The organism is Thermus sp., from assembly GCF_039793865.1.
In the GTDB taxonomy this organism is placed as follows: Bacteria; Deinococcota; Deinococci; order Deinococcales; family Thermaceae; genus Thermus.
Genome location: NZ_JBAMMI010000088.1, coordinates 61,822 through 80,089, shown reverse-complemented (window position 1 = coordinate 80,089; position 18,268 = coordinate 61,822). Strand labels below are relative to the sequence as shown.

Annotated in this window: 15 protein-coding genes and 1 pseudogene; 5 read left to right on the top strand and 11 right to left on the bottom strand. The window is 69.7% G+C overall.

Annotation, left to right across the window (positions count from 1 at the left end):
• Positions 1–173 precede the first annotated feature (173 nt).
• From ABJK26_RS08600 to ABJK26_RS08590, 3 genes and pseudogenes are all read left to right on the top strand, one after another.
• Entirely contained in the window at positions 174–647 is a 474-nt protein-coding gene (locus ABJK26_RS08600) for a hypothetical protein (protein WP_347241868.1), read from the top strand.
• Between the two features lie 48 nt (positions 648–695).
• Entirely contained in the window at positions 696–1,628 is a 933-nt protein-coding gene (locus ABJK26_RS08595) for an SDR family oxidoreductase (RefSeq protein WP_347241867.1), read from the top strand.
• Between the two features lie 24 nt (positions 1,629–1,652).
• Positions 1,653–2,579: pseudogene (locus ABJK26_RS08590) on the top strand (tellurite resistance protein-like permease); the annotation flags it as partial.
• A gap of 9 nt (positions 2,580–2,588) precedes the next feature.
• On the opposite strand, the gene ABJK26_RS08585 reads toward ABJK26_RS08590, so the two are convergent.
• The 4 genes from ABJK26_RS08585 to coaE all read right to left on the bottom strand — a co-directional run bounded on the left by ABJK26_RS08585 (position 2,589) and on the right by coaE (position 5,987).
• On the bottom strand, positions 2,589–4,013 hold the full coding sequence (locus ABJK26_RS08585; RefSeq protein WP_347241866.1) for a lyase family protein: 1,425 nt from the start codon (positions 4,011–4,013) through the stop codon (positions 2,589–2,591).
• Between the two features lie 66 nt (positions 4,014–4,079).
• A complete protein-coding gene (locus tag ABJK26_RS08580) occupies positions 4,080–4,610 on the bottom strand; it encodes a glycerol-3-phosphate acyltransferase (protein WP_347241865.1) in 531 nt (176 codons plus the stop codon).
• 80 nt (positions 4,611–4,690) lie between these two features.
• Positions 4,691–5,377 carry an SDR family oxidoreductase gene (locus ABJK26_RS08575; protein ID WP_347241864.1) on the bottom strand — a complete coding sequence of 229 codons (687 nt, stop codon included), beginning with the start codon at positions 5,375–5,377 and terminating at the stop codon, positions 4,691–4,693.
• A gap of 4 nt (positions 5,378–5,381) precedes the next feature.
• A complete protein-coding gene (coaE, locus tag ABJK26_RS08570; RefSeq protein ID WP_347241863.1) occupies positions 5,382–5,987 on the bottom strand; it encodes a dephospho-CoA kinase in 606 nt (201 codons plus the stop codon).
• On the opposite strand from coaE, the gene ABJK26_RS08565 reads away from it, so the two are divergent.
• Together ABJK26_RS08565 and amrB are read left to right on the top strand one after the other, a co-directional pair.
• On the top strand, positions 5,988–7,283 hold the full coding sequence (locus ABJK26_RS08565; RefSeq protein ID WP_347241871.1) for an HDIG domain-containing metalloprotein: 1,296 nt from the start codon (positions 5,988–5,990) through the stop codon (positions 7,281–7,283).
• Positions 7,237–8,349 (top strand): AmmeMemoRadiSam system protein B, encoded by a 1,113-nt coding sequence (amrB, locus tag ABJK26_RS08560; RefSeq protein WP_347241862.1) that lies wholly within the window; start codon positions 7,237–7,239, stop codon positions 8,347–8,349. Before ABJK26_RS08565 ends, amrB begins: the two co-directional genes overlap by 47 nt.
• Before the next feature lie 97 nt (positions 8,350–8,446).
• Here the strand turns inward: amrB and rnr are convergent, their stop codons facing one another.
• The 7 genes from rnr to polA form a co-directional block, all read right to left on the bottom strand.
• On the bottom strand, positions 8,447–10,672 hold the full coding sequence (gene rnr / locus ABJK26_RS08555) for a ribonuclease R (protein ID WP_347241861.1): 2,226 nt from the start codon (positions 10,670–10,672) through the stop codon (positions 8,447–8,449).
• Between the two features lies 1 nt (position 10,673).
• Positions 10,674–11,918, bottom strand: coding sequence for an aspartate aminotransferase family protein (locus ABJK26_RS08550; protein ID WP_347241860.1), 1,245 nt, complete (start codon positions 11,916–11,918; stop codon positions 10,674–10,676).
• 9 nt (positions 11,919–11,927) lie between these two features.
• A complete protein-coding gene (locus ABJK26_RS08545; protein WP_347241859.1) occupies positions 11,928–12,326 on the bottom strand; it encodes a thioesterase family protein in 399 nt (132 codons plus the stop codon).
• On the bottom strand, positions 12,305–12,592 hold the full coding sequence (locus ABJK26_RS08540; protein ID WP_347241858.1) for a ribosome-binding factor A: 288 nt from the start codon (positions 12,590–12,592) through the stop codon (positions 12,305–12,307). The genes ABJK26_RS08545 and ABJK26_RS08540 overlap by 22 nt, the downstream gene beginning before the upstream one ends.
• A gap of 9 nt (positions 12,593–12,601) precedes the next feature.
• Complete coding sequence (glmM, locus tag ABJK26_RS08535; RefSeq protein WP_347241857.1) at positions 12,602–13,915, bottom strand: phosphoglucosamine mutase; 1,314 nt, start codon at positions 13,913–13,915, stop codon at positions 12,602–12,604.
• 164 nt (positions 13,916–14,079) lie between these two features.
• A complete protein-coding gene (locus tag ABJK26_RS08530; protein WP_347241856.1) occupies positions 14,080–15,693 on the bottom strand; it encodes a hypothetical protein in 1,614 nt (537 codons plus the stop codon).
• A 70-nt stretch (positions 15,694–15,763) separates the two neighbouring features.
• On the bottom strand, positions 15,764–18,268 hold the full coding sequence (polA, locus tag ABJK26_RS08525) for a DNA polymerase I (protein ID WP_347241855.1): 2,505 nt from the start codon (positions 18,266–18,268) through the stop codon (positions 15,764–15,766).

Below are 18,268 nucleotides of genomic sequence, written 5' to 3'. Positions count from 1 at the left end.
TAGGATCTACAGACTTCGCTAACTTCTTGGCGAGCCTCGTCCCCCCGACCCCTTCCCCCGCTGGCCGCTGTATAGACGACCAGGGCTGGCCGGTCACCCCCCCTCCAACGGGTTGCCACCCCGGCACCTTCTGCGGCAAACGCCCAAGCCCCGGGCTCTGCTGGCACCTACCCGTGAGCAAGGTAAAGGGCTGGCTGGTAGACGGTTCCCCTTCCACTCACGCCCTCGTGGCCAACATCACGCCCAACAGGAACACCGCTTCCTTGGGCGAAATCGTGGGCATCTGGGGCTACTACTACCCGGCCTGGACCCCCAGGGTGGGCCCCTGGACGGTCATCATGCTGAAGCTAAAGATGCTTTGGGTAGATACCATCCCGGGCCCGGGGTGGGTTCCCCTTTCAAAGCCACCTTTCTGGCAAGCATTCCCGGCCCCCACCCAACCGGGGCGGAGCGTCTTTGAGTTCTTCTACGCCACCTACGAGAAAGAGAGGTGGCGCATGAGGGGATTTGGTCTCTACAACGCACCCCTCCTCCACCCCGACGCCCTGGCCTGCCTCTTCCAGGCCATCCGCGGCGAGCTCCGCAGGGAACCTGACCAATGCGGTGAGGGGGTGGACCTCTGCGATTGCGATTGTGACTGCAAGTGATCAACCCCCTGCTGTTAGGGGTGGTGGTACACTACCCCGGGGGTTTTTATGCGCGTTCTCGTAACGGGCGGTGCCGGTTTCATCGGAAGCCATATCGTGGAGGACCTCCTCAAAAGGGGCCTCGAGGTGGCGGTCCTGGACAACCTCTCCACGGGCAGGCGGGAAAACGTGCCCGAGGGCGTCCCCTTCTTCCAGGTGGACCTAAGGGACCAGGAGGGGGTGGAGCGAGCTTTCCGGGAGTTCCGCCCCACCCACGTCTCCCACCAGGCGGCCCAGGCCTCGGTGAAGGTGAGCGTGGAAGACCCCCTCCTGGACTTCGGGGTGAACCTCCTCGGGGGGATGAACCTCCTGGAGGCCTGCCGCCGCTATGGCGTGGAAAAGCTCCTCTTCGCCTCCACGGGCGGGGCCATCTACGGGGAGGTGCCCGAGGGGGAGCGGGCCGAGGAGACCTGGCCCCCCCGCCCCAAAAGCCCCTACGCCGCCAGCAAGGCCGCCTTTGAGCACTACCTCGCCGCCTACGGGCAAAACTACGGCCTCAAGTGGGTCTCCCTGCGCTACGGCAACGTCTACGGCCCCAGGCAGGACCCCCACGGGGAGGCGGGGGTGGTGGCCATCTTCGCCGAAAGGGTCCTCAAGGGCCTGCCCGTGACCCTCTACGCCCGGAAGACCCCGGGGGACGAGGGGTGCGTGCGGGATTACGTCTACGTGGGGGACGTGGCCCGGGCCCACGCCCTCGCCCTCCTCTCCCTGGAAGGGGTCTACAACGTGGGCACCGGCGAGGGGCACACCACGAGGGAGGTCCTAAAGGCCGTGGCCGGGGCCGCGGGGAAGGCCCCTGAGGTCCTCCACGCCCCGCCGCGCCCCGGGGACCTGGAAAGGAGCGTCCTCTCCCCCCTCAAGCTCATGGCCCACGGCTGGCGGCCCGAGGTGGGCTTTGAGGAGGGAATCCGCCTCACCGTGGAGCACTTCCGGAGGCGTTGACTTACCCCACCCCGGTATCCCACAATGGGCCTCATGAGCGTGCGCCCCTTCAACCCCGCCTGGTTCGCCGCGGTCATGGGGGGAAGCGGGGTGGCCCTTACGCTTAAGGCCTTCGGCCTCCCCGCCCTGGGCCTTCTGGCCTACGCCCTCGCCGGGCTTCTCTTCGCCCTAAGCCTCGCCTTCTTTCTGGGAAAGCTCCTCCGCTACCCGGGGCAGGTCTGGCAGGAACTCCACCACCCCCTCCTCTCCCAGCTCTACGCCACCTTCCCCCTGGCCTTCCTCCTCTTCGGCCTGGCGAGCCTGAAGGTGGCGGGGTGGCCGGGCCTCGCCCTCCTCCTCTTCGCCCTGGGCGCCCCCCTTACCCTCCTCGCGAGCCTCCTCCTCGGCTACTTGGTCTTCACCCGGCTCCGCCTCCCCTTTGAGGCGGCCAACGGCACCTGGTTCATCCCGCCGGTCTCGGCCATCGTGGTGCCCCTCACCGGGGGGCCCCTCCTTCCCCTCCTCGGCCCCTGGGCCCGGGAGGCCTTCCTCTGGCTCCTCATGTTCCTCGGGCTCGGGCTCGTCCTCTTCCTCTGGGTGGGGGCCACCCTCCTGGGCCGCCTCTACGTCCACGAGCGCCCGGCCCCCGAGCTCGTCCCCTCCCTCTTCATCGGCCTGGCCCCGGTGGGGGTGGGGATCCTCGCCCCCCTCGCCCTCTTCGGCGGGGCCCGGGAGGCGGGGCTCTACGGGGGGAGCCTCGAGGGCCTCTACCTCCTCGGGGCGGCCCTTTGGGGCCTGGGGGGCTGGTGGTTCGTCCTGGCCATGACCTTCCTCCTGGAAAACCTCCTCCTCCACCGGGTGCGCCTCGCCTTCCAGCCCGGCCTTTGGGGCCTGGTCTTTCCCCTCGCCGCCTTCACCCTGGGCACCCGAGCCCTGGCCGAGGGGCTTGGGAGCCAGGTCTTCGCCCTCCTCTCCTGGGGGCTATTCCTGGTGCTCCTCGCCTTCTACCTGCCCCTCCTCCTCCGCACCCTCCTGGCCTTCCTGAGGCTCGAGGTGCTGAAGCCAGCGCCGGCTCAGGCGAACCCGCGCCCGCAAGGAAGCTAGGGCCTCGCGGTCCCGCTTGAGGCGCTTCTTGGCCCGGGAAAGGGCCTCGGCCCGGGCCTTGGGCCCCACGCCCCCCAGGACCTCCCGCCGGGCGAAGAAGGCCTGAAGGTCCATCCAGGCCAGAAGCTCCTCCCGCTCCACCCCCAAAAGCTCCGGCCTTAGCCCGGGGAGGGCCGCCCGCACCCTGCGGTAGGCCTCGGGCAGGGGGACCCCCTTCCGCACCAGGAGGTCCACCGCCTCCGAGGCCAGGACCTCGGGGGAAAACTCCGCCAGAAGGCGCTCCGGGAAAAAGACCCCCTCCTCCAGGGCCACCCGGGTGAGCTCCACCGCCCCCTCGGCGGCGGAGAGCCCCTCGGCGAGGGGCTCCAAAACCCCGGTGGAGTGGTCGTTCAGGTCGGTGAAGGGGGTGTTGTGGTTGAGGAGGGCTAAGGGCGCATGGCCCCCAAGGAGCCGCCCGGCGTAGACGCGGGCGTGCTCCAGGACCACGGGGTTCTGCTTCTGGGGCATGAAGCTGGACCCCTGGGAAAGCCCCTCCCCCACCCCGAAGGCCTCCCGCCCCGCCCAGGAAAGGAGGTCGGTGAGGAGGCGGCTTAGGCTCGCCCCCAAACCCCCCAGGGCGAAGGCCAGCTCCAGGGCGTAGTCCCCCGCGGCCACCGCGTCCAGGGTGTTCTCCACGGGCCCCTCAAACCCGAGGAGGCGGGCCAGGCGCTCCCGGTCCACGGGGTAGGGGCTTCCCGCCAGGGCGCTCGCCCCCAGGGGGGAGCGGTTCACGTTAGAGAGGGCCCGGAAGAGCCTTTCCGTGTCCCGGGCGAGGAGGGCCTCCACCCCGAGGAGGTAGTGGTCCAGGGTGGAGGGCTGGGCCGGGCGGTGGTGGGTGGAGAGGACCACCACCACCCCCCGGTGCCGCTCCGCTTGGCGGAGCACCACCTGCCGCAGGCGGAGGAGATCGCCGAGGAGGGCCAAGGTCCGGTCCCGGAGGTAGGCCCGGAAGACCGTGAGGTCCAGGTCGTTTCGGGAAAGCCCCCGGCGCACCGCCCCCGCCACCTCCTCCCCCCAGTGCTCGGCGAGCTGGGCCTGGATGGAGAAGAACACGTCCTCCACCTCCCCGGTGAAGCTCGGGAGGGGCAGGGTGCGGAGCTCCCTTAGCGCAGCCACGGCCTCCCTGGCGCGGGGGAGGCCGAGCCGGGCGAGCTCCAGGGCGTAGGCGGTGAGGGCGTCAAAGAAGTGGGGCACCAGGGCCTCGCGGGCGAAGCGGTACTGCCGGGCTAAGACGAAGCGGCGGAAGACCCCGTGCCAGCGCATGCTCCCATCCTACGTCTTGGAGCTTTGGGGGCGGGTTCGGGACTACTTCCGCACCTGGCCCCTCCCCTACTGAGGGTCCCCGAGGTGGCGGAAGGCCACGGGCAGGCCCACCAAAAGGCCGAAGAGGAGGTGGAAAGGGGTCTTGCCGAGCAGGGCGGCGAGGAGGGGAAGGGCGAGGGCCACCGCCAGGACCGCCCGCCCTGGGCTGCGGAAGGCGAGGTAGAGGAGGGCGAAGAGGAAGAGGGCCAGGAGGAGGAGCCTGGGGTCCACGGCCAGGAGGGCCCCCGCCGCCGGGGCCAGCGCCCTGCCTCCCCGGAAGAGGAGCCAGGGGGAGAAGGCCTGGCCCCACACCGCCCCCACGCCCCCCAAAAGCCCCCCCAAGGGGCTCCCCGCGACCCCCTCCCCCAAGGCCACGCTCAAAGCCCCCTGGAATACCTCCAGGAAGAGGACCAGAAGCCCCGGCACCGGGCCCAGGACCTCGAGGGCGCTCAGGAAGTCGGGCCCTTCCCTAAGGAGGTCCTTCCCCCTCAGGGCGCCGAACCAGAAGGCCACGGGCAGGCCGCCCACCAGGTAGCCGAGGAGAAAGGCCAGGGCCACGGCACCCCTCCGCCCCCACCTAAGGCCTCAAGCGGACCAAGGCCGCTTGGAGGCGGGCGGGCAGGCTCATCCGCCTTAGCTTACGCCCTCTGGGGCCGGGTGGGGCGGAGCTCCACCTCGCTCACCAGGGCCCTTTCCGGCATCTCCAGGGCGAAGCGCACCGCCTGGGCCACGTCCTCCGGGGCGAGCTTCCAGCCCGCCCCTGGGGTGTTCCCGGCGAAGCCCGTGTCCACCGAGCCCGGGAGGAGGTTCACCACCCGCACCCCCTCTTCCCTCAGCTCCAGCATGGCCGCCCCCATGAGGCCGAGGAGGCCGAACTTGCTGGCGTTGTAGGCGGCCCCGCCCTTGAAGGGGTTCTTCCCGGCAAGGCTTCCGATGTTCACCACCACCCCCCGGGCGCGGAGAAGGGCGGGGAGGGCGGCCTTCAGGCCCAGGAAGGGCCCCACCAGGTTCACCTCCAAGACCTCCCGGAACTCGGTCTCGGAAAGCTCGGCGAGGGGCTTCATGATGCCGATTCCGGCGTTGTTCACCAGGGCGAAGAGCCCGCCGAAGGCCTCCTCCATGCGGGCCACGGCCCGCTCCCAGTCCCCTGGGTTCCGCACGTCCCCGGGGAGGGGGAGGGCCCGCTCCCCAAGCTCCGAAGCCAGGGCCCTAAGCCTTTCCCCGTCCCGGGCGAAGAGCCCCACCCCGTAGCCCTGGGCGTGGAGGAGGCGGGCCGTGGCCTCCCCGATGCCCCGGCTCGCCCCCGAGATGAGCACGGCGCGCATGGCCTCAGGATAGCCCAAACCGGGCCCGGATCTCCCCTAGAAGGGCGAGCACCTTCTCCCTTAGGGCCTCGAGGCTCCCCGTGTTCTCCAGGACCCAGGTGGCCCGCTTCCGCTTCTCCTCCTCGGGCATCTGGGCCCGCTCCCGGGCCAGGACCTCCTCCCGGGAAAGCCCCGAGCGCGCCACGACCCGCCGCACCCTTTCCTCCAGGGGGGCCGCCACCAGGAGGGTTCCGTGGAGCCTCCCCTCCCACCCCTTCTCAAAGAGGAGGGGAATCTCCACGAAGACCAGGGGGGCCCTAAGGCGGGAAAGCTCCTCCACAAGAAGCCGCCGCACCTCCGGGTGGACCACGGCCTCGAGGGCTTTGAGCTTCTCTGGGTCGGAAAAGACCACTCGGGCCAGGGCCCTTCGGTCCAGCTCCTCCCCCCGGAAGGCCTCGGGGAAAAGGCGCTTGAGCTCGGGCTTCTTGGCCTCCCGGGCCCTTTCCGCCAGGAGGTCGGCGTCCAGCACGGGGTAGCCGAGCTCCCGGAGGAGGGCGGCCACGGTGCTCTTGCCGCTCCCGATGTTCCCGGTGAGGCCGATAATGATGGGGTGCTTCGCCTCGTGGCCCATATGGACTTCCCCTTTTATACCCCCAAGGGCGCCTTCCCCGTGGGGGGAGCGGTGCGGGACCTCCTCCTGGGGAGGAGGCCCAAGGACCTGGACTACGCCGCCCTGGACCCGGAAGGGGCGGCCAAGGAAGCAGAGAGGCGCCTCGGGGGAAGCCTCTTCCCCTTGGACCCGGGGCGGGGCCACTACCGCCTGGTGGTGGGGGAAAGGACCCTGGACTTCACCCCCTTGGAGGGAGACCTTTTGGAGGACCTCCTCCGGCGGGACTACCGGGCAAACGCCCTCTTCTTTAAGGAAGGCGCCGTCTTCGGGCTAAGGGGAGTAGAGGAGGACCTGAGGCGGCGCCTCCTCGTCCCGGTGCGGGAGGAAAACCTCTACGAGGACCACCTTAGGAGCCTCCGGGGGGTGCGCCTTGCGGCAAGCCTCGGCCTCGGCCTGCCCGGCAGAACGCAAGAGGCCCTAAGGCGCCACGCCCGCTTCCTCCAGGCCCACCCCGAGGCCCACCCGGCGCGGGAAAGGGTGAGGGAAGAGCTTGCGCGGCTTCTCCTCTCCCCACGGGCCGCCTTCGGCCTCCGCCTCCTGGAGAGGACGGGGCTTTTAGGGGTCTACCTCCCCGAGCTCGCCCTCCTCGAGGGCCTGGAGCAGGGAGGGGTGCACCACCTTCCCGCCTGGGAGCACACCTTGAGCGCGGTCTTCCACCTCCTCTTCCTCTGGCCCGAGGCCCCCCTCGAGGCCCGCCTCGCCGCCCTCTACCACGACGCGGGCAAGCCCCTCACCCGCCGCTTTGACCCCGAGGTGGGCCGCTTCCGCTTCCTGGGCCACCCCGAGGTGGGGGCGGAGATCGCCCGGGCGAGCCTTTCCTGGCTCCGCTTCCCCAAGGAGGCGGTGGAGCGGGTCCAGGCCCTGGTGCGCCGCCACATGGACCGCCTCCCCGAGGAGAGGCGGGCCCTCCGCCGCTTCCTCCTCCGCCGCCATGACCTCCTCCCCGACCTCGTCTACCTGATGGCCGCGGACCGCCTGGCCACAAGGGGGGTGGAGGCCGAGGCCTGGGAGGTGCTCGGGCGCTACGGGGAGGCCCTAAGGGAGCCCTTACCCCAAAGGCCCCTCCTCTCCGGGGAGGAGGCCATGGCCCTCCTGGGCCTCCGGGAAGGCCCCGAGGTGGGAAGGGCCCTAAAGGCCCTCCTCGAGGCCCAGGCGGAAGGGGCGGTGGGGACCCCCGAGGAGGCCCGGGCCTTTCTCCTATATTGGAGGCGTGGAAGGGAGGCTCAGGCTCCGGGAGCCCCAGATCACCCCGGTTGAGGGGGGCTTCCTGGTCTTTGATCCCTACGGGGTCTACGAGAAGCCCCTGGCCCTCACGGAAGGGGGGCTTTTTCTCCTCTCCCTCATGGAAGGGAGGACCTTAGAGGAGGTCCAGGAGGAGGTGTTCAAGCGCCACGGGGTCCTGGTGCCGAGGAAGGAGCTTGAGGAGCTGGCCAAGGCCCTGGAGGAGGCGGGCCTCCTCCTCACGGAAAAGGTGGAGGCGAGGCTAAAGGAAGAAGAGGAAAAGCTCAGGAAGGAAAGGCCCATGCGCCTCGCGGGGCTTTCCTACCCGGAAGGGGAGAAAGAGGCCCGGGCCTTCCTCGAGGCCTTCCGGGCGAGCTACCCGGGGGAAGGGGAAGAGGCCCAGGTCCTCCTCATGCCCCACCTGGAGCCCGCCCGCGTCCCCGAGGTCTACGGGGCGGCCCTCGCCGCCCTGGAAAAGACCCCGCCTCCCGAGCGCATCTACCTGGTCGGGGTCGCCCACCGGCCGCTAAAGGAAAGGGCCGCCGCCCTCCCCGTGCCCTTCCAGACCCCCTTCGGCCCCGCCCTGCCGGACCTTTCCGCCCTCCAGGCCCTGGACGCCCTCCTTCCCTTTGAGCTCTTCAACACCCCCCTCGCCTTCCGGGAGGAACACAGCCTGGAGCTTCCCCTCCTCTTCCTGAAAGGGCGCTTCCCCGAGGCCAAGGTCCTCCCCCTCCTGGTGGGGAGGCGTAGCCCCGAGCTCGGGGAGGCCATGAAGGTGGCGATGCGGGACTACCCAGGCCTTTTGGTCCTCGCCGTGGACCTCTCCCACGTGGGGCCCCGCTTCGGGGACACCCCCCTCACCCGCGCCCTGGCGGAGGAGGCGAGGCGGCGGGACCTGGGCTTCCTGGAAAGGCTTTCCCAAGGGGAGCCCGAGGCCGCCCTCGCCTTCCTGGGGGAAAACCCCACCCGCATAGACGGGGTGGAGGTGGTGGGAAGCCTCCTCCCCCTCCTAAGGGGCAGGGAGGGGAAGGTCCTCGCCCACCGCCTGGACCTCGAGGCCCCCACCCTAAGCGCCGTGGGGGCCGGGACCCTGGTCCTCTAAGTACCCCACCGCGGCTTTTGCCGCAGTGGGGGCCCCAAAAGAGCTTTCCTACAGCCAAAGCTTGGGCATCCCGTGTTGCAAAGCCAAGTGCGGGCACTTAGCGGCGCCGCTTCCGGCGGGGCCGGCCAGGGCCCGGGCGGTTCTCCTCCCGGTCCTCCTTGGGGGCCCACTCGCCGAAATAAACGCTGTGCACCGTGGCCCGCTCGGGACGGGTGTCCCGGGCCTTGTCCTTGGGGGGTCCTACCACCTTGCGCATGTCCACCTCCTTTACCTTAAGCCTCGTGGAGGCCTCCTCCACGTAGGGCAAAAGGTCTATCTGCCTGAGCCTCGGGTCGCTCCGGGCGATGACCACCTCCATGGCGTCCCCGAGGCGGATTTTCCTCCCCTTGGGGCCGAGGAGGGCGAGGGCCTCCTCGCTGTAGGTGTAAGGCCCCAGGGCCTCGAGGCGCACCAGCCCCTCCACCCCGTTGGGTAGGGTCACGAAGGCCCCGAAGGCCGCCACCCCGGTCACCTTCCCCAAAAAGCGCTCCCCCAGGTGGAGCTCCGCCCACTTGGCCATGTAGTACTTGGTGAGCTCCCGCTCGGCGGCCTCGGCCTTCCTCTCCATCTCCGAGGCGTGGTCGGCGATGGCGGGAAACTCCGCGAGCCAGCGCTCTTTGCGCCTTTCCGTGAGGGTGCGCCTCAGGGCGGCCTTGAGCACCCGGTGCACCACCAGGTCGGGGTAGCGGCGGATGGGGCTCGTGAAGTGCAGGTAGTGCTCCAGGGCCAAACCGAAGTGGCCCAGGTTCTCCGGGGCGTAGCGGGCAAGGCGCAGGGAGCGCAAGACGAGGTAGGCCACCACGGGCTCCTCGGGCCGCCCCCGGGAGGCGAGGAGGGCCCTCTGCAGGGCTTCATTGGAAAGTTTCTGGGGAAGATCGTAGCCCAGGCGGGCCAGGGCTTGGCGGAGGCGCTCGTAGGCCTCCTGGACCGGTTCCTCGTGAACCCGGAAGAGGGCAGGGAGGCCCTTCTTCACCAGGTGCTCGGCCACCAGGCGGTTGGCGAGGAGCATGAGCTCCTCAACGAGGCTCCTCGCCCTGGGCTCGGCCTGGGGGATGAGGTGGAGCTCCCCCTCTTCCCCCACCTCCACCTTCACCTCGGGGAAGCTGAAGTCCAAAGCCCCCTCCTCCAGGCGCCTCTCCCGCATCCTTTGGGTTAGCTTCAGGAGAAGGGAAAGGTCCTCGGCCAGGAAGACGTGCTCCTCGGGGAGGCCGAACCCCTCGGCGAAGGCCTCCACCTCGGTGTAGGTGAGGCGGGCCACGCTCCTAATGACCCCTTCGGCGAAGCGCACCCGCTTGACCTTCAGGTCCTCGGTGAGGTCCACGAGCACGGAAAGGACCAGGCGGTCCTCCCCTGGCTTTAGGGAACAGACCCCGTTGGAAAGCCGCTCGGGAAGCATGGGAAGGACCCGGTCCGGGAGGTAGACGCTCGTGCCCCTCTGGAAGGCCTCCTGGTCCAGGAGGCTCCCCTCCTTCACGTAGTGGGAGACGTCGGCGATGTGGACCCCGACGCGGTAGCCCCCGGGAAGCCTCTCCACGTGGATGGCGTCGTCAAAGTCCTTGGCGTCCACCCCGTCTATGGTGAAGACCCTTAAGCCCCGGAAGTCCTGCCGCCTCCTGAGTTCCTCCTCGGGGATCTCCAGGGGGATGGCCTCGGCCTCCCTCAGGACCTTCTCGGGGAACTCGGCGCGGAGGCCGTACTTGGCGATGACGGCCTCGGTCTCGGTCTCGGGAGTGTCCCCCTCCCCCAGGTACTGCAAAAACGTCCCGTAAGGGCGCTTGCCGTAGTGGACCTCCACCACGATGCGGCTTCCCCGCTTCAGGCCCTCAAGCCCCTCGGGGACGAGGGGAAGCTCCGGGAGGTTGGGCTCGTCGGGAAGGAGGAGGGCGCGGCCTTTCCGGAAGTCCAGGGTGCCCACGAGGCGCTCCCGCGCCCGCTTGAGGACCCGCTCCACCACCCCAAAGGGCCTCCCGTCCCGGCTCGGGGGCATGAGGCGGGCCTCCACCAGGTCGCCCGGCCAGGCGTCCTGGGTGTAGCCGGGGGGGATGAAGAGGTCCCCTTCGGGGAGGCGCACGAAGCCATAGCCGTCCCGGTGGAGGCTCAAGGGGCCTTGCACCCGGTTGGAGAGGAAGTAGCGGCTTCCCCGCTTCTCCAAAAGCCCCCGGTCCACCAGGGCCTTGAGGTGGGCCTTGGCCTCCCGCTTTCCCAGGCCGAAGCGGTGGAGGATCTCCTCCAGCCGGTGCGGCCTGCCCGTCTTCTTGAAGAACTCCAGCAAAGCTTCTTGCATCTTATCCTAGAAGGCCCTCGAGGGCCTTCTCCGTGGCCAAAAGGGCCTCCGAGAAGGCGGCGAGGGCCTCGTCCACGTGCTCCTTGCCGATGATGAGGGGGGGCTCGAGGCGGACCACCTTGGGGTTATTCAGGCCGAAGGCGGTGAGGACGCCCCTTTCCGCCATCCCCGCCACCACCAGGGCCCCGATGTCGGCGTCGGCGAACTCCACCCCCACCATGAGCCCCCGGCCCCGCACGTCCGCTATGAGGTGGGGGTGGCGCCCCTTGAGGGCCTTTAGCCCCTCCATCAGGTAGGCCCCAAGCTCCAGGGCCCGCTCCGGTAGCCTCTCCTCCAGGGTCACCTCAATGGCCGCGAGGGCCGCCGCCGCCGCCAAGGGGTTTCCCCCGAAGGTGGAGGAGTGGAAGAGGGGGTTTCCCTTGAAGACCTCAAAGACCTCCCGCCTCCCCACGCAGGCCCCGATGGGCATCACCCCGCCCCCCAGGGCCTTGGCCAGGGTCATGAGGTCCGGGGAAACCCCTTCCCAGTCCACCCCAAAGAGCCTCCCCGTGCGGCCGAGGCCGGTCTGCACCTCGTCGGCGATCATGAGGACGCCCTTTTCCCGGGTGAGCTCCCGCACGCCCCGGAGGTACCCCTCGGGGGGCACCCGGATCCCCCCTTCCCCCTGGACGGGCTCCACGATCACCGCCCCCGTGTCCTCGTCCAGGGCCTCTTCCAGGGCCTTTAGGTCCCCGTAGGGCACCACCTTGACCCCGGGGAGGAGGGGCCTCGCCGGGTCCTGGTACTCGGGCTTGGGGGTGAGGGAGAGCGCCCCCAGGGTCTTGCCGTGGAACCCCCCTTGGGTGGTGATGATCCCCGGCTTCCCCGTGTAGGCCCGGGCCAGCTTGATGGCGGCCTCCACCGCCTCGGCCCCGGAGTTGCCGAAGAAGACCATCTCCAGACCCTCGGGGGTGATCTCGGCGAGCTTGGCGGCAAGCCGGGCCGTGGGCTCCGAGACCAGGACCCGCACGGACATGGGCATCCGGTCAAGCTGGCGCTTCACCGCCTCCACCACCCTGGGGTGGCGGTGGCCCAGGTTCAGGGCACCGTAGAGGCCCAGGAAGTCCAGGTAGCGCTTGCCCTGGGTATCCCAGACGTAGGGGCCTTCGGCGTGGGACTCCACCCGGTCAAGGCCGGTGAAGCGGAGAAGGCCCGCGAGGCCAGGGTTGATGTGGCGTTCAAAGAGGGCGAAAGCGTCCAAGTCCATGCCCCAATGCTACCTTAAGCATAGCACGCTCAAGGCCCGGTGGATCTCCTCCGGGATGCGGGCCGCCCTTCCCCCCACCTGGCAGAGGTGGCGGGTGAAGCCCTCGGCGAGGAGGGCGCCTTCCCGCTCCACCCGGTAGCGGAAGAGGAGGGCGCGGGAGGAGAGCTCGGCGAGGCGGGTCCTCACCTCCACCTCCTCCCCGAAGCGGGCGGGGGCGCGGAAGGTGAGGCCGAGCTCCACCACGGGGAAATAGACCCCCCTCGCCTCCACCTGGTGATAGGGAAGCCCTGCCTTCTCCAGGAAGTCCACCCGGGCGGCCTCGAGGTACACGGCGTAGACCGAGTGGTGGACCACCCCCATCTGGTCCGTCTCGGCGTAGCGGACCCTTATGCGGGTGACGCTCTCCACGGCAGGAACTCCAGCCTGGGCAGGTGGCGCAGGCGCACCCTCCTGGCCACGGCGGTCAAGAGCCGCCTTTGCGCGTGGCGCAGGGCCTCAAAGGCCCGCTCCTCCTCCTGGAAGGCCTCCACGTAGACGGACAGCACCCGGCCATCCGGGGAGAGGCGCACCGCCTCCACCGTGAGGAGGAAGAGCCTCGGGTCCTCAAGCTCCCCCACGGCCTCGGCCAGGGCCCGAAGAAGCCTTTCCTCCAGATGGGCTTTCCCGTAGCTCACGTCCCCATCCTACCCCGGCCCCTGCCCCCGGTCCAAGGAGGCCACCACCTCAGCAAGGGCCCGGGCCACCTCCTCCGCCCCCTCCTCCGCCTCCACCATGACCCGGACGAGGGGCTCGGTGCCCGAGGGGCGCACGTTCACCCGACCCCTCCCCCCAAGGCGGGCCTCGGCCTCCCGGAGGGCTTCCCCAAGCCTCGAGTCCCCCATCACCTTGGCCTTGTCGGAAACCCGCACGTTGAGGAGCACCTGGGGGTAGAGGGGCAACGCCTCGTACCAGTCGGCGAGATCCCCCCCCAGGGCCTTCAGGGCCTTCAGGGTGAGGAGGGCGGTGAGGAGGCCGTCCCCCGTGGTGTGGTGGCGGAGGAAGATCACGTGCCCCGAGGGCTCCCCCCCAAGGGCGAGGCCCGTCTCCTTGAGCTTCTCCAGCACGTACCGGTCCCCCACCGCCGCCCGGTGGAAGGCGAGGCCCCTCTCCCTCAGGGCCACCTCCAGGGCCATGTTGCTCATCACCGTCCCCACCACGCCCTTCTCCCCAAAGGCCAAGGCGGCGAGGTAGAGGACGTGGTCCCCGTGGAAGAGGCGCCCCTTGCGGTCTATGAACTGCACCCGGTCCCCGTCCCCGTCAAAGGCGAGGCCCAAGTCCAGCCCGAGCTCCACCACGAAGCGGGCCAGGGCCTCGGGGTGGGTGGAGCCGCAGGCCCGGTTGATGTTCCGGCCGTCCGGGGTGTTGAAGAAGGCCATGACCTCGGCCCCCGCCTTCTGGAAGAGCTTGGGGCCGATGCGGTAGGTGGCCCCGTGGGCGAGGTCCAGGCCGATCTTTAGCCCCGTGAGGTCCGGGGCGTGGGCGAGGAGGAAGTCCAGGTACATCCTCTCCGCCTCCCGGAAGTCCCCCACGGTGCCGATGCCCCGGGTGGGGTGGTCCTCCAGGAGGAGGTGCTCTATCTCCTCCTCCGCCTCGTCGGGAAGCTTCTCCCCATTGGGCCCGAAGAACTTGATGCCGTTGTCCTGGTAGGGGTTGTGGCTTGCCGAGATCATGGCCCCCGCCGTGGCCCCTAGGGCCCTGGTGAGGTGGGCCACCCCCGGGGTGGGGAGGACCCCGAGGTGCTCCACCCTAACCCCCTGGCTCATAAGCCCCGCCGCCAGGGCGGCCTCCAGGAGGTCCGAGGACTCCCGGGTGTCCTTGGCGAGGAGGACCACGGGCTTGGGGCTATGGGTCCGGAAGTAGGCCCCCGCCGCCTGGCCGAGCTTCAGGACGAACTCCGGGGTGAGGGGGGGCTTTCCCGCCTCCCCCCGCACCCCGTCGGTGCCGAAGTAGCGCCTCACGGCGGCCACTATACCAGGGCCGGGGACGGGAGGACGCCTTGGGCCTTGATTTGCTCAGTAGGCTGAGTAAAAATACTCAGCGCGCTGAGCAAACCCTACCCCCCCGAAGCCAAAGGCCAGGGGGCACCCCTTGCGAGCCCCCTGGCCTTTTTAGAAACCCCCCTTCAGGGCGCGTCGGGGAGCTTCACCTGGATGGGTACGGGCTGGTTCTCCCGGGTCCCGTTCCCGATTTGGCCGTAGTCGTTCCGGCCCCAGGCCCAGACCGTGCCGTCCCGCTTCACGGCGAAGGTGGTGTCCCACCCCTTCCAGAACACCACCCCGTCCATGCCGATGGGGGGCACGGGCCGGTCCCAGTCCCGCTGCACCGGACCGATGCCCAGCATGCCTAAGAACCCGCCCTGGGGCCCACCCCAACTCGTGTGCATCCCCCACATCCATAGGGTGCCATCCCGGGTGAGGGCGGAGCTCACGATGCCTCCCGCCTGGACCCGCACCACGTCCCTAAGGTCGGGCACCTTGGTGATGGGGGCGCAGTAGTCGTTGAAGACCCCCGCCTGCCCCCGGTGGCTCGTGCCCCAGGCCACCACCTCCCCGGTCTTCAGGAGGGCCACGAAGTAGCCCCCGCCCACGGCCAGCTGGGCCACGTCCTTGAGCCCCTTCACCTGGACCGGGGTGGCCTGGCCCAGGTTCTCCTCCCAGCCGCTCTGCCAGAAGGCGCACCCCTCCCCCGTGCCCAGAAGGCCGTGGCGGCTATGCCCCCAGACCCAGACCGTGCCGTCCTCCCGGAGCACCCCGGCCACGGCATCGCCGAAGACCCCTTGGGGCAGGGCCTTGATCCCGGAAATGCCCTGAACCTGGGTGGGGAGGGGGCGGTCGGCGAAGTCCCCGGTGCCGAGGATGCCAAAGCGCCCCCAGCCCCAGGCCCAAAGGGTCCCGTCCCGCCGCAGGGCGTAGCTGGTGTCAAACCCCGCCCGGATGGCCACCACGTCGGTCAGGCCCCGCACCGGGTAGGGCACCAGGGGGTTCGGGGTGATGCCCAGTTGGCCGTGGTCGTTCTTGCCCCAGGCCCAGACCGTGCCGTCCCGCCGCAGGGCCAGGGAGTGGTGCCAACCCGCCGCCACCGCCACCACGTCGGTGAGGCCCTGGACCTTCACCGGCTGGGGCTCGGCCTCGGAGGTCTTGCCAATGCCGAGCTGGCCAAAGTCGTTCCGACCCCAGGCCCACACCGTCCCGTCTTTGGCCACGTAAAGAACGTGAAGGGGACTGACACTAAGCCGCCGGTCCCAGGAGGCCCAGAGGTCCTCCCCGGGGGCGGAGGGGCTGGGCTCGGCGGCCGCCGGGGCGGAGGGGGCCTGCCCCGCGGCCACGGGGATGCCCCGGAAGCTCAGCCCGCCCAGGGTGACGAGGGGAAAGAGGTTGACCCCCGGGGGCACGTCGGGGAAAAGGAGGTAGCCGTTCACCCGGGCCCCGGTGGGGAAGCCGAAGACCACCTTGGTCTCGTCGGCCGTACCCCCCTCCACGCTGAGGCGGCCGGCGTAGAGGGTGCCGTCCGGGCCCAGGGCCCGCACGGTGCTCTGGAGCACGGTGACCGTCTGGTTGGTCTGGGCCAGGCTCTGGAAGACCACCTGGCAGACCACCCGGGCCTCCCGGTCCCGGGTGCACCCCACCAGCCGGACCTTGGCGTTGATCTGGGGGGCCTCCACCTCCACCACCGCCCCCTGCCCCCAGGCCAGGGCGCCCAGGAGCGCCGCCGCCCACGCGAGAAAGAGCCTCTTCATAGCGGTTCCTCCTTGAGGGGAAGGATAGCGGCCCTCCATTAGAGCCCCATGAGATGGCGGCCAAAGAGGTTTAGCCCTTGGCCGATAGCCAGTCCTCCCCCATCCCCGCCTCCACCTCCAGGGGCACGGCGAGGGGGTAGACCCCCTCCATGACCTCTTTGGCCAGGGCCGCCACCTCCTCGGCCCGTTCCTTGGGGGCCTCCAGGAGGAGCTCGTCGTGGACCTGGAGGAGCATCCGGGCCCCCATCTCCTTAAGGCGGGGGAAGAGCTTCACCATGGCGAGCTTCATGAGGTCGGCGGCGGTGCCCTGGACGGGCATGTTGAAGGCCATGCGCTCGGCGGCCTCCCGGACGCTCTTCACCCGGGCGTTGAGGTCGGGCACGTAGCGCCTCCTGCCGAAGAGGGTCTCCACGTAGCCCCGCGTTCTCCCCTCCTCCAGGGTCTTCTCTATCCAGGCCCGCACCTTGGGGAAGCTCTGGAAGTAGCGCTCAATGAAGGCCGCGGCCTCCTCGTAGGGGATGGCAAGCTCCTGGGAGAGCCGGTGGGCCGACATGCCGTAGAGGACGCCGAAGTTCACCGTCTTGGCCGCCCGGCGCATGAGGGGGTCCACGGCCTCCTTGGGCACGCCGAACATCCAGCTCGCGGTCTCGGTGTGGATGTCCTGGCCCTCCTTGAAGACCCGGATCAGGTTCTCGTCCCCCGAGAGGTGGGCGAGGACCCTTAGCTCTATTTGGCTATAGTCCAGGGCCACCAGCACCCACCCCTCCTCGGCCACGAAGGCCCGGCGGATCCTCTGGCCCAGGGGGGTGCGCACGGGGATGTTCTGCAGGTTGGGGTCGGAGCTGGAAAGCCTCCCCGTGGCCGTGGCCGTCTGGTTGAAGCGGGTGTGGAGGCGGCCCGTCCTGGGGTGGACGAGGCCGGGAAGAGGGTCTATGTAGGTGCTCTTGAGCTTGGTGAGCTCCCGGTACTCCAGGATCTTCCCCACGATGGGGTGGGCCTCGCGGAGGGCCTCCAGCACCGCGGCGCTGGTGGAGCGCTTTCCGGTCTTCTCCGTCTTGCCGATGGCGGGAAGGCCGAGCTCGTCAAAGAGGACCCGCTCCAGCTGGTCCCGGGAGTTCAGGTTGAAGGGGTGGCCCGCCAGGCGGAAGACCTCGGCCTCGAGGCGCCTTACCTCCCCCTCAAGCTCCAGGGAAAGGGCCTTCAGGTAGGCCACGTCCAGCCTCACCCCCGTGGCCTCCATGTGGGCCAGGACCCAGGAGAGGGGCTTTTCCACCTCCTCGTAAAGCCAAAGGAGCTTCTCCTCCCCCTTCAGGCGCTCCAGGAGGTTCCTTTGGAGCCTTTCGGCGAGGAGGGCCCTTTGGGCGGCCTCCTCCACCCACTCCCCCCCGTAGCGCCTGGCCACCCCCTCGGGGGTGGTGTTGGAGGGGTCCAGGAGGTAGGCGAGGAGCATGGGGTCGTCCGAAGGCGGGAGGTCCAGGCCCTCCCGGAGGGCCAAGACGGCCAGGTCCTTGGCGAGGAGGCCCCGGACCTCCCTGAGGTCCCGGAGGCCGGAAAGGGGGTCTTCCGCCCGGTGGACCCGGCCCTCCTTGCAGGCGGCGAGGGCCCTTAGCTCCGCCCACATGGGCTCGGGGCGGGAGAGGAGGTAGCCCACGAAGGCCCCTTCCGGCGGGGGCCAGGGGGCCTCCTCTGTGGGGGTAGGGCTTTCCAGAAGGCCGAACTCGTGGAGGAGGCTTCCGAACTCAAGCCGCTCCAGGAAGGCCTTTAGCCCCTCCCGGTCGGGCTTCCCCCCTTGGGAGAAGTCCACCTCCAGGGAAAGGTCGGCCCGCACCCGGGAAAGCTCCAAGGAGAGCCTGAGGTCTTCCAGGTGGGCCTTGATCTTCTCCCGGGCGCTTTCCGGCTTCACCCGGTCCAGGTTCTTGAGGAGGTTTTCCAGGCTCCCCCACTCCTTGAGGAGCTTTAGGGCGGTCTTATCCCCGATGCCCCTGACCCCGGGGAGTTTGTCGGAAGGGTCCCCCGCCAGGGCGCGGAAGTCCACCCACTGCTCCGGCCTAAGGCCGTACCTCTCCCAAAGCCATCCCGGGGTGATGAGGTGGCCCTCGGGGTGGAGAACGGCGACGCGGTCGGAAACCAGCTGGTAGAGGTCCCGGTCGGCGGTGAGGATGCGGACCTCGTACCCCTCCCCTTCCGCCTTCTTGGCCAGGGTGGCGAGGACGTCGTCCGCCTCGTAGCCGGGGACCTCGAGGCGGACGAGCCCCAGGAGGTCCACCAGCTCCTTGATGAGGGCAAGCTGCCGGGGGAAGTCCTCGGGGGTGGGGGCCCTCCCCGCCTTGTAGCCCTCGTAGGCCTCGTGGCGGAAGGAGGGGGCCTTGGCGTCAAAGACCACGAAGACGGCCCTGTACCCGTCCTCCTTCAGGGCCTTGAGGAGGCTCTTGGCGAAGCCGAAGACCGCCTGCACCGGCTCGCCCCGGCTCGTGGTGAGGCCCTTCAGGGCGAAGAAGGCCCGGTAGGCCAGGTGGTGGCCGTCCACCAGGAGGACCCGGCCCTTGGGCTGGAAGAGCGGAAGCATCGCCTCCAT